Source organism: Clostridium beijerinckii HUN142, from assembly GCF_000621745.1.
Lineage (GTDB): Bacteria > Bacillota > Clostridia > Clostridiales > Clostridiaceae > Clostridium > Clostridium beijerinckii_A.
Map to the genome: position 1 here is coordinate 13543 of NZ_JHXK01000033.1, position 12835 is coordinate 26377.

General features: G+C 31.0%; 10 protein-coding genes. 8 read left to right on the top strand and 2 right to left on the bottom strand.

Annotated elements, in window-relative coordinates; all coding sequences use genetic code 11:
• The first annotated feature begins 173 nt into the window (after positions 1-173).
• From T483_RS0114945 to T483_RS0114980, 8 genes are all read left to right on the top strand, one after another.
• Positions 174-1808, top strand: a complete 1635-nt coding sequence (locus T483_RS0114945; protein WP_026887593.1) for a tetratricopeptide repeat protein — start codon at positions 174-176, stop codon at positions 1806-1808.
• Positions 1809-2389: 581 nt separating this feature from the next.
• Positions 2390-3106, top strand: a complete 717-nt coding sequence (locus T483_RS0114950) for a CoA transferase subunit A (protein WP_026887594.1) — start codon at positions 2390-2392, stop codon at positions 3104-3106.
• Between the two features lie 11 nt (positions 3107-3117).
• Positions 3118-3771, top strand: a complete 654-nt coding sequence (locus T483_RS0114955; protein WP_026887595.1) for a 3-oxoacid CoA-transferase subunit B — start codon at positions 3118-3120, stop codon at positions 3769-3771.
• A 406-nt stretch (positions 3772-4177) separates the two neighbouring features.
• Positions 4178-5746: an ABC transporter substrate-binding protein gene (locus tag T483_RS0114960; protein WP_026887596.1), complete on the top strand. Its 1569-nt coding sequence runs from the start codon at positions 4178-4180 to the stop codon at positions 5744-5746.
• Positions 5747-5829: 83 nt separating this feature from the next.
• Positions 5830-6783: an ABC transporter permease gene (locus tag T483_RS0114965; protein WP_026887597.1), complete on the top strand. Its 954-nt coding sequence runs from the start codon at positions 5830-5832 to the stop codon at positions 6781-6783.
• Between the two features lie 5 nt (positions 6784-6788).
• Positions 6789-7640 carry an ABC transporter permease gene (locus tag T483_RS0114970; protein WP_026887598.1) on the top strand — a complete coding sequence of 284 codons (852 nt, stop codon included), beginning with the start codon at positions 6789-6791 and terminating at the stop codon, positions 7638-7640.
• A 4-nt stretch (positions 7641-7644) separates the two neighbouring features.
• Positions 7645-8616 carry an ABC transporter ATP-binding protein gene (locus tag T483_RS0114975; RefSeq protein WP_026887599.1) on the top strand — a complete coding sequence of 324 codons (972 nt, stop codon included), beginning with the start codon at positions 7645-7647 and terminating at the stop codon, positions 8614-8616.
• Between the two features lie 67 nt (positions 8617-8683).
• The gene (locus tag T483_RS0114980) at positions 8684-9658 is read left to right on the top strand and encodes an ABC transporter ATP-binding protein (protein ID WP_026887600.1); all 975 of its coding nucleotides are present in this window, start codon (positions 8684-8686) and stop codon (positions 9656-9658) included.
• Positions 9659-9865: 207 nt separating this feature from the next.
• On the opposite strand, the gene T483_RS0114985 is transcribed toward T483_RS0114980, so the two are convergent.
• Positions 9866-12109, bottom strand: a complete 2244-nt coding sequence (locus tag T483_RS0114985; RefSeq protein ID WP_026887601.1) for an ABC transporter permease — start codon at positions 12107-12109, stop codon at positions 9866-9868.
• Positions 12109-12807 (bottom strand): ABC transporter ATP-binding protein, encoded by a 699-nt coding sequence (locus tag T483_RS0114990; RefSeq protein ID WP_026887602.1) that lies wholly within the window; start codon positions 12805-12807, stop codon positions 12109-12111. Before T483_RS0114990 ends, T483_RS0114985 begins: the two co-directional genes overlap by 1 nt.
• Between the last annotated feature and the right edge of the window lie 28 nt (positions 12808-12835).

A 12835-nucleotide genomic window follows, 5' to 3' on the forward strand; every position in this document is an offset into this window, starting at 1 on the left:
ATTACCTAGAAACTGGAATGAAAGTATATTATTCATTTCGGTGAGGTATACGCATAAGTATACATTATAGTTGGTTTATCTATATACATAAATTAATTAGAATAGTATAATCATTCTGTTAATGATATTTTAGTAAAAGTAATTTTTAACTTTACTTTTAGGGAGGAATTGTTTTGTCAGAAAAAAATAAAAAATATAATATTACTAAAGCTTCAAATTCGAAAGTTAACGAGAGTTCAGGAGCTATAGTTGAAGCTGAAAAGCCTTTATCACAGTCAATGTTATGGAAATTGCAGACAGAATTCTTTGCAAACCAAGGTCCAGAGGCTTGGATTAAAGGTATTGTGCCACAATATATAACAACCAATCCGTATATCGCAAACCAATACGCTAAAACTGTCTTTGGATATTTGCGAGACTATGTTGCAAGAGAGGATGTAGATAAAAACACTGTCATATATATTATGGAGCTTGCAGCAGGAGTTGGACGATTTACTTATACGTTTCTAAAAAGATTTTTACATATGATTGAAAATTCTTCGTTAAAAGATATAAAGTTTAAATACATAGTAACAGATTTTGCTGAAAGAAATATTGAATATTGGCAGAATCATAGCTTTTTAACTCCTTATTTCGAAGCTGGAATACTTGATTGTGCAACTTTTGATATATCTAAGGATGATGAAATTAAACTTAGACATAGTGGTGAAGTATTAGCAAAAAGGAAAATGAAAAATCCTTTAATTCTATTTGCTAATTATACTTTTGACAGTCTTCCACAAGATACTTTTTATGTTAATAACGGAGAGATTTATGAAGGAGTAATAACAATAACTTCTCCAGACGAAAAAGGAGATTCTAATGATAAATCAATTCTTGCAGGATTAGATTATTATTATACAGATAAAAAAATTGATGGGAATAGTTATTACGAAGATAAGAATTTAAATGATGTTTTGATGCATTACAAAAATTCTTTAGAGGATACAGCATTCTATATGCCTATAATTGGATTAAGATGTATTTCAAGATTAAGAAAGTTGTTTAATGATGACGTGATTTTAATATCCGCTGATAAAGGTTATAAGAATGAAGAAAGCATGGATAAAAATTATCATCCATTTTTATCAAAGCATGGATGTATTTCTATGACGGTAAATTTTCATGCTATAGAGTTATATTTTAAAGAACTCGGCGGAAAAGCAATACATAGTATATATGAACACGAAAACGTAAATGTGTCTCTATTTATGGTAAGTAGTAGTGATAATGATTTTATTGAAACTTCAATGGCTTACAATGAAATTATAGAAAGTGTAGGGCCAGATGATTTCTATATAATGAAAAAAGCAATTATGCCTTTGAGTAACTCCTTGACCACTAAGGAACTTTTGACTTTTCTAAGATTTACAGTATGGGATTCAAGAACTTTGCTTGAGCTATATAATATTTTAATTGAAAGAATAGAAAATGAAGAAGAATTCCCTAAAGATGAACTTGCTGATGCAATCAATAAAGTTTGGGAATACTATTTCCCTATTGGTGAAGAAGGCGACTTAGGATATTATTTTGGTTCTATATTAGGTTATCTTGGTTATGATAATGATGCACTAAAGCTTTTAGAATCTTCGCTAGGGTTTTATGGTGAATGTCCAGAAACAAATTACGAAATTGCACTTTGTTATTATAATTTACAACAAATTGATAAGGCTTTAGAGTATACAGAGAAGTCTATTGCATTAGATCAAGATTTTGAACAGGGTAAAAACTTAAAAAATATAATTGAAGATATATTAAGCGATAACTAAAATTTTAATTAAACTTCATTTATTCTTAAAAAGATTCCAATAAACATTTAAACCTTTTTAAGAATAAATGAGTTTTTAATGATTTAAATAAACGCATCTTTAAATGAAACTGTTTTCAAATAAAGAATTTTCTAAATAAAAAAAGTTAACAATATACATTTATTAAAAAGTGCAAAGCACAACAGAGATTTTTATAATTTATAGGAACCATGCGGGTTTAGTGGATTAAATATTATTATAAGAACAGATGTGAATTAGGAAAAATTATACTAATTCACATCTATTTTTTTACTCAAAAACTCAGTATAATTCAAGTCAATTATTTTATTTAATAAGCTTATAGAGAATTATGCTATATAAATTCAAAATGGTAATTCTTATATACTCCCATATGTTATAAATATTTTATAAAACTTATTAGACGTTAATCTTTCTGTTTTTGCACTTAATTGGAATATAAATCCATAAATAATAATATTATTATAACAATTAAATTTCTAAAAGGGGTAGTAGGTCTTAAATCATAAATTTTCTTTAATAATCAATAGCATATTATAAAAATTCCGGAGGTGTATAGAGAAATGACAAAGATTAAGACAGTGCAGGAAGCAGTAAAAAATATTAAAGATGGCATGAGGATCTTGACAGCAGGTTTTTTGGGAGTTGGTGCTCCATTAAAGATGATAGACGCATTAGCGAATGCAAACGTTAAAGATCTTACACTTATTCAAGCTGTATCAGCTCAACCAGGAGAGACTCATGATGTTGGTAAGCTTATAGCAAATAAACAAATAAAGAAATTTGTAGGTTCACATATTGGGACTTGTCCTGAAGCGCAAGAACAATATAATGCAGGTACATTAGAAGTAGAATTCATACCTATGGGGACTATAGTTGAATGTATACGAGCTGGTGGTGCTGGGCTTGGTGCAGTTATAACACCAACTGGACTTGGCACTGAAATTGAAAAAGGAAGAGATAAACTTATTGTAGAGGGAAAGGAATATTTAGTATTTCCAGCTATAAAGGCAAACGTTGCGTTAATTAAAGGCTATAAGGCTGATAAATTTGGAAATATTGTATATAGAGGAACAACAAAAGGAACAAATACAAGTATGGCGCTTGCTGCTGATTTAGTTATAGCCGAAGTAGATGAAATTGTAGAAGTAGGTGAAATCTCTCCTGATAGCATTGGAACACCAGGTATATTAGTAGATATAATAGTTCAAGGTGATTCTTTTGAAGAGAGAAGAAAATATTTTGAAGATTTATGGACAAGAACTAATAAAATGAGATAGGGGTGATAATGATGAATAGTAAAGAGATAATTGCAAGAAGAATAGCAAAAGAATTTAAAGAAGGAATGGTTGCTAATTTAGGGTTTGGTATACCTAACATGGCTGCAAATTATTTGCCAAAAGGAATGGAAATAACACTACAATGTGAAAATGGCGCATTGAAGTTTGGGGCAACTCCAAAGATAGGAGAATCTGATCCAGACCTAGCTAATTCAGGTGGATCTCCAATTACTTTACTACCAGGAGCCTCAACCTTTGAGATGGATTTATCTTTTGCAATAATAAGAGGTGGACATGTCGATATAACTGCATTGGGTGCTTTAGAAGTAGATCAAGAAGGTAATATTGCAAATTGGAAAATACCAGGAGTCTTTTCGCCAGGTATGGGAGGAGCAATGGACCTTTTAGTAGGAGCGAAATATGTAATAGCTGCGCTAAGCCATAATGATAAAAAAGGTAATCCCAAAGTACTAAAAAAATGTACATTACCTTTATCAGCTGCAAAATGTGTTGATCTTATAATTACCGATAAAGCGGTTATGAAGGTTACAGATAAAGGATTAGTATTAATGGAAATTGCACCAGGTTTAACTGTTGATGAAGTAGTAAGAATAACAGATGCTGATTTAATAATAGCTGATAACGTTAAGGAAATGGAAATATAATATAATGATTAGCGCATTATTTCGGATGAATATGCGCTTTTTTTATGTACAAAGAATGTGGATATAATAAACGGTAAATATAAGTATAATCTTCAGAAAATTATTTGATTTGCATTGTTTGGTGGTCTAATATAAGCTCTGCAAAATTAAATTTTTAGAACATGTATAAAAAAATGGCTATTAATGGATTATGTGGATATAAATTGAAAAAGAGGCAAAAATATATTGACAAAGGAATTCTGAGTGATATAATCGGAATATAAACCTAGTAAGCCTATATGAATTATGTAGATACACAATGAATAAGAAAAGCATAGCTTCATAAAGTTTGTTGTTCTAATCATGTAGTTGTTTTTATAAAGCTATTGCAAGGGGATTTTATAAGCATAATTAAGGGGGAAAATAAGTGAAAATAGGAAAGTTATCAAAAATTTTAATCGTAGGAATTACTGCAATATCTATATTAAGTGGGTGTGGAAAGACAAGCAGTAATTCTAAAACTGAGGCAAGCGCTTCAAAAGCTGATACATTTACATACGGAATTGATGGAGATCCAGGTAATTCAGTAAATGTAGTAACGACAACTGACCGTTATGGATTAATGGAAATAAAAGCATTATATTCACCACTTTATATGTATAATGCAGATAAGGTTGAGTATTTTCTTGCAGAAAGCATGACGCCGTCGGAAGATAAACTAACATATACAGCAAAGTTAAGGAAAGATGTTAAGTGGAGCGATGGTGCTAAGTTTACAGCTGATGATGTGGTTTTCACATATAATGAGATGTTAAAGGAAAAGAATGCTGGATGGGCATATAGTCAATTAATATTTAATGGAAAACCAGTAAAAGTTGAAAAAGTTGATGATTATACTGTCAATTTCATACTTCCAGAAGTTAGTGCTCCAGCAATGGAACTTTTAGGGGATATTTTTATAATGCCTAAACATATATATGAAGGTGAAACAAATTTTGAAAATAGTGAAAAGAATGCAAAACCAGTAGGGACTGGACCTTATAAATTAGAGGAATACAAAGCTGGTCAGTATGTTAAATTTGTAAAAAATGGCGACTATTTCTTAGGGGCACCGAAGATACAAAATATTGTGTTTAAGACTATACCAGATGCAAATACTGCAAAGCTTTCTATTCAAAAGGGAGAAATAAATGCTCTAGTTGTCCAATCAGCTGACTTAAAGGATTTAAAAAGTGATAAATTATCAACTTACACATATGATGAAGGTAGAATTGCTTATATGGTAATGAATTCTAAATCACCTAAACTTCAGAATGAAGAGGTAAGAAAAGCTATATTCTATGCACTTAATAGAAAAGATATGATAAACGCTGCTTTTGGATCAGATGAATATGCTAAAGAAGCGTATACTTTCCTTCCAAATGAAAGTAAATATCATACAGATGATGTAGAAAAATATGATTATAATCAAGATAGAGCAAAAGAACTTTTAGCGAAATCTGGGGTTTCTGGACTTAAGCTTAAACTTGGATATGTTGGAAATAATGTACCATACCAAAAAGAGGCTGCTATAATCCAACAAAATCTTAAAGCAGTTGGAATAGATGTTGAGCTTGCAGGAGGAGAAGATGCGGCTATAACACAAAAAATGAAAGATCCAAATAGTGATTATGATATGTTCCTTGGGGGATATATTATGGGAATAGATCCTGATACTTTTAATTCATTATTTATACCAGGTTCACACAACTACAGTCATTTTGATGATAATAAACTTGTTGATTTATTTAATGCTGGAAGAGTAGAAAAAGATGAGGCAAAGAGGAAAGAAATATATAATGACGCCCAAAAACGAATTCAAGATGATGCGTATTTCTATCCAATTCTTGAAAATAAGAGAATACTTGTTATGAGCTCTGATGTTGATGGAGTAAAAGATGCTGCATTAGTTCCAGTATATACGTTTGAAGATATGTCAAAATTGCATTTTAAATAAGAATTATTACAGGTTAAGCTCATGGGGAATAACAAATAATTATTTCCCATTTGTAATTTATTAATAAAGGAAGTGACAATGTAGTGGCTAGATATATATTAAAGAGAGTTATTCAGGCAATTCCACTGCTCTTAATAATTTCAATAATTTGCTTTACGTTTATTAAGTTAGCTCCGTATAATGCAATTGATGCAATGGCAACACCTAATATGCCAGAGAAAACTGTAAATTTAATAAAAGCAAAATATGGATTTGATAAACCAGCTTATGTTCAATATTTCCTATGGCTTAAAGGAATATTAAGCGGACAATTTGGATATTCAATAGTTAATCACGAAAATATAGCTAATGATTTAGTTGCAAGAATTCCAGCAACAATAATATTAGTTTTGCCATCGTACTTACTGGCTGTTGTAATTTCAATAGTTCTTGGTCTTATAGCTGGAGCAAATAAAAATAAACTTATAGATAAAATAATCGATGGCTTTTGCTCAATAGGTATAGCAGTACCAACTTTTTGGTTTGCTATGATAATTATATTTATCTTCGGATATAAGCTTGCAATATTTCCTATATTAGGGATGAATACTATTGGTGAGGATAAATCTTTTTCAGATTTTATAGTTCATTTTATAATGCCATGTATTGTTTTAACTATGGCTTTTCTACCAGGGCTTACAAGGTACGTAAGATCATCAACGATAGGTCAAATATCCAAAAATTATGTGACGGTTCAGGATGCATTTGGTGGAAGTAACCACGAAATATTATTTAAACATGTATGTAAAAATGTGTTGCTTCCAATAATTACAAAGATAGGAATGGCGCTACCAATGCTCGTAACAGGGGGGATGATAACTGAAACTGTTTTTGGATGGCCTGGTGTTGGTCCGTATTTTATAACAGCTATTAAGGGAATGGACTATCCTGTTATTATGGCAATTTTGGTATTATCCTCATCACTAGTTATATTAGGAAATTTATTATCTGATATATTATACAGCTTAATAGATCCAAGGATAAGGAGTGCAAGATAAATTATATGGAAAATAGACGAATAGAGAATTTTAAAAATGAACTTCAAAATAGAAAGAGTGCTATTTTTTCGGTAGTTTTTCTGATTTTTATAGTATTTATTTCAGTATTTGCATTTTTAATACCTATAAACCCTGATGCGACAGACACAACTAATATGTTGCAATCGCCAAGTTTAAGTCATTTATTTGGTACTGATGAACTTGGAAGAGATTATTTAACTAGAACTATATATGGAGGTAGAGTATCACTTATAGTTGGAATCCTTGCAATGATAATTTCTACTTCAATAGGAGTTCTTATTGGTACAATGAGCGGATATTTGGGAGGTATAATAGATAATATTTTAATGCGTTTTGTTGACATAATATCATCTATTCCTTGGTTGATACTTGTAACTGTAATTAGTATATTTTTAAAACCAGGACTTCAAACCATAGTTATAGTAATAGGTCTATTTACCTGGATGGAGATTGCAAGACTTGTACGAGCAGAAACACTTTCAGTAAAGGAAAGGGAATATGTGTTATATGCAATTTCTATTGGTCAATCTTCAAGAACAATAATACTCAAACATATTATTCCAAGCGTATTTCCAACTATTATAATAGCTTCAACAACAAGTATAGCCGAAGCTATAATGACTGAATCTTCCTTGAGTTTTTTAGGTCTTGGAATTCAGCAACCAATGTCTTCATGGGGGAATTTACTTCAAAATGCACAAGCAAATCTGCAAAGTGCTCCATATATGGCAATATTGCCAGGATTATTGATAATTCTTACAATATATTCATTTAATAAGCTTGGAAATACTCTTAGAGCGATTGTAGAACCAAGAATGGTTGGAGGTGAAAAGTAGTATTATGAGTAAAGAAGCTCTTCTTAAAGTAAAAAATCTAAAGACTAACTTTTACAGTAAAAATAATAAAATAGAAGCTGTAAGAGGGGTGAGTATTCAAATAAACTCGGGAGATATTTTGGGTATTGTTGGTGAATCTGGGAGTGGAAAAAGTGTTCTAATGAAATCTGTAATGGGCATACTTCCTCAAAATGCACAGATAGATTCAGGAGAAGTTTATTTTGATGGCAATAATATACTTAAGTTATCGGCTAAGGATATGCGAAAGATTAAAGGAAAAGAAATAGCTATGATATTTCAAGATCCTATGACGGCGTTAAACCCATTAAAAAAAATAGGAGATCATATCATAGAAGTTTTAGTTAGACATAAAGGTATTAATAAAAGGATTGCTAGAAAAATGGCCATTGAAGTCCTAAATGATGTGGGAATACCAATGTCAGAAAAAAGAATAGATCAATATCCCCATGAATTCAGTGGAGGCATGAGGCAAAGAGTATTAATTGCAATGGCACTTGCATGTAATCCTAAACTTTTAATTGCAGACGAGCCAACAACGGCTCTAGATGTAACTATTCAAGCTCAGATATTAGAACTTTTAAAATCACTTAAAAAGAAAAATAATATGTCTATAATTCTCATAACTCATGATCTTGGAGTTGTAGCTAGTTTATGTAATAGAATTGCAGTCATGTATGGAGGTCTAATAATGGAAGAAGGAACAACGGAAGAGATATTTTATTCATCAAAGCATCCATATACAAAAGCGTTACTAAATTCTATACCAAAGATTCAAGATGATGAAAAAGCCAGGCTTAATCCAATAAAAGGTTCAGCACCTTCTCTTTTAAATCCTCCAAAGGGATGTCCGTTTGCAGAAAGATGCGAATTTGCAAAAGCAGAGTGTTTTAATAAAATACCTGAATACAACAGTTTTAGTGAAACACATAGAAGCATGTGCCTTTTTGCTAAATGATTTATTGTATACTTTGAGTTAGCAATTATTTAATACAGACTATTAATTTATTAGGAGGAGAAAGAGGATGGGAAAGCTAAGTGATATATTAATAGAAGTAAAAGACTTAAAAAAATACTTTCCAGTTAAAAATGGAATTAATAAAAATAATTTTATAAAAGCTGTAGATGGAGTTTCCTTTAATATAAGAAGAGGAGAAACTTTCGGATTGGTGGGAGAGTCTGGTTGTGGAAAATCTACTTTAGGCAGAACAATAACACGACTTTACGATGCAACAGCTGGCGATATATTTTTTGAAGAGAATAATATTGCAAAATTAAATAAAAAACAAATGAAACAATATTATAAAAAAATGCAAATCATTTTCCAAGATCCGTATTCCTCACTCAACCCTTACATGAATGTTAAAGAGCTAATAGAAGAGCCTCTAACTTTACATACGAAACTAAGTAAATTAAAAAGAAAAGAAAAAATTGAAAGTCTCCTTGAAATGGTTGGTTTGAAGAAAGATGATATGGATAAATTTCCGCATGAATTTAGTGGAGGGCAATGTCAAAGAATTGGAATTGCAAGAGCAATATCAACAAACCCAGACTTTGTATTATGTGATGAACCAATATCAGCCTTAGATGTATCAATACAAGCTCAAGTTGTTAATATGCTTGAGGATTTGCAAAAAGAAATGGGCTTAACTTATCTTTTTGTAGCACATGATTTATCTATGGTAAGGCATATTTCTGATAGAATTGGAGTTATGTATTTAGGAAGTATTGTTGAAGTGGGAAGAAGTAATGATTTGTATAAGAATCCACTTCATCCATACACTAAGGGACTTTTATCATCTATACCCATAGCAGATCCTATAAAAGCAAAGGAATCTAATATAAATATTATTAAAGGAGATATTCCAAGCCCAATGAATATTCCTTCTGGTTGTAGATTTCATACTAGATGTCCATATGCTAAACCAATATGTAGTGAAGTTACACCAATAGAAAAAGAGGTAGAAAATGATCATATAGTGACTTGCCATTTATATTAATAATAAAAAGATATTTATATTTTCTTAATCAGCATTGAGCTGATTATAATTAAATCTGAAGTTTCTTAATTTTATGAAACTTCAGATTTAAACTTTTATAATGATCTAAAAACTAACCTGAGTGAGTGATTTACATTTTGGCAACTGAGTAACAGAGAATCTTATCTTTTTAGGAGTTATGCGGATAAATCTAATTGCATATTGTTTTTATTCTACCCTAGACTTTAGTGCTTCAGCCATTGAAATTCTATTTATCTTTTTCCTGCTTAACAACTTTGAGAGTTCAAAAGTTAAGTATATTATGACGAAACCAACCAGAACATAGATATAGTCAATAGTTACAGGGAATGATATACTCATCTCTTTTGTCATTGATTTAAACAATGCGGTTAAGGAACCAAGTAGGAGAGGGACTCCTAGTATATAGCCAAGCACTACTATAAACCTAGAACTATTTAAAATTAACGAGTAGATTTCATTCTTTCTATAACCTAGAACCTTTAAAAGAGAAATATTATCCTTGTTCTCCTCTATAGTAAGAGAAGTAACAACGTATATTACAATAAGACCTATTATAAAGGAAATAAAAGCTATACTTCCAATTGCAGCTTGAAGTGGCTTTGTCATTATATCGAAGGCGTTTTTCATATCCTCCACTGTTACAACTGTTAATAGCTTATTTTCAGGAATATCTATTTTTTCTGTGCTCCATAACCCAATGTAGCTGCCTGAAGGTAAACCAAGCATATCATTAAGATCATCTAGTGGCATATAAATATATTGGCCTACGAAAGTTTCAGCAATACTGTCAACAGCTATTGTGTATTCTTTTGAATCTAATCTATTTATAAGCTTTAGAGTATCCTTTGGAGCTATATTAAATTTATCAGCCAATGGTCTTGTAACAATGATTTGATCAGACTTCAATATATTGCCTGATTTATCTTTAAAGGAAATATATTTAGAATCAGGATCTACACCATATACTGTAAAAGTAGTTTTATCATCGTATTTCATTGCAAAGGGGATTTCCAAGAAAGCTTCGCCATTTTCTGGTTTGCCATTTTGGAGAGAGTTAAATACATAGTGATAATTATATTTAAAGGCTTCATTAAAAGATCTTTTTAATAAGGAATCCATTGAACTCTTTGATGCAAAGCCCATGAGTAGCAGCATTGTTGACATAATAATGCCAAGTAACAGAAATATACTTCTTGGTATGCTTCGGAGGAGTTCACGCGTTTTAAATTTAGTATTAAAACTGAATCTTTCAAGGTTTACTTTTCTTTCTAAGAAGCCAATCTTATTCTTTTCTGTGCTACCTCTCATTAGCTGCACTGGGGAATTTTTGAGGGATTTATTAATTACAAGATAACTGCAGATTACTAAGAAGAATATTGGCAGTAAAATACTTATTATAATATAGCTTATATCATAGTTTAATGAACCTACAGGAATATTAAAGAATGACACATAATAATTCATCATAGGTCTTAAGGTTAATAATCCAAGCATAGTTCCTATAATACCGCCTACAAGTGAAATGAACATGGGATATAGGAGATAATGCCTCATAATCTCTTTTTTTCTATAGCCTATAGCATAAAGAGTCCCTATGATAACGGCTTCTCTTTTTAACATTCTAAACATAACTATACCAGTTAATATGCAGGTTAATAGAAGCACAGCCATAGGCATAGAAGAACTCATTTTATCAATACCGGAAAGCTTTGCTGTAAAATATGTAACTCTTGGATTATCGCTTATGTTTATCCAGCTGAGAAGAATGATATTCCTACTTTTTAGATAATCCTTAAATTCTGATATCCTATTATCTATATTACTTCTGTTACCACTAAATCTTATGGCATAAGAGATATTTCCTTTATTTAAATTATTAAAATCCTCTTTACTTACAACACCCACTCCAAAACTTTTGGGATCATTCATTATATCCGATTCACTTTTTAGTGGATAGATATAGTTAGGAAGAGACATAAAACCTGATAATATAAAGTTCTTATCATTAATTTTAAGGCTATCTCCAATATTTAATTTATTAGCTTTTCCATAGGATGGATCTATGAGGATATTGCCGCTGCTTAGAGCGTTTCCTTCAATCACAGCAGGTATATTAACCTTTTTATTTTCGCTGAATAGTCTTAGGGTTTTATCTTGTGATACTGAGTAATCAAAAGACTTTGTTTTCTCTATGTTCATATTAAATTTTGTTTCTAAGGCTTCTAGATCGTTTATTTCTTTAGTGGCTATAAAATTTGCATCTTCTTGCTTATAATCTTTTTCAAATGAAGATGATAGTTTCGTAAGATTTATTGAAACCAAGTTAAACATTGTAAAAAGCAGACAGCTAAAAACAATAAGCACTAATGAACCAATATATTGTGATTTGCTTTCTAGCATCGTTCGCTTAATTTTTTTATTAATAATCATTACCACTCAATCCTTTCCGCTGGCATGGCTATACTATTAACTATGCTCTCTACGATTTCACCACTTCTAACCTTATAAACCTTATTAGCCATAGCACTAATTGCTGTGTTATGGGTTATCATAAGTATTGTTGTGCCAAACTCTTTGTTTATCGTCTGAAGAAGTTTTAATATTTCTCTTGAGGTTGAAAAATCAAGGGCACCTGTTGGCTCATCGCATAACAAAAGCGTAGGGTTTTTAACTATAGCTCTTGCAATAGAAACTCTCTGCTGCTCACCGCCACTAAGTTCCCTTGGAAATCTATGCTTTTTATCAAGCATATCTACGGCTTTTAAGACCTCATCAACGTTAAGTGGTGACTTGCTTATATTTGAAACGACTTCTATATTTTCACCTACAGTAAGATTAGGGATCAGATTGTAAAACTGAAATATGAAGCCGATATTTTCTCGCCTATAATCTGTAAGCATATTGTCATTTAGTTTAGTAATATCTATGTTATCAACTGAAACCATACCTGAATCGCATCTATCAATTCCTCCAATAATGTTAAGAAGAGTTGATTTTCCGGAACCAGAAGGTCCAAGTATTACACCTATCTCACTTTTATCTAAAATTATATCTGTGCCTTTTAAGACAGTAGTGGTTACATCACCTGTATTATAGCTTTTCTTTAAATTTTCTACTTTTAGAAACATTATTTACATTCTCCTATCATTAAAGTTA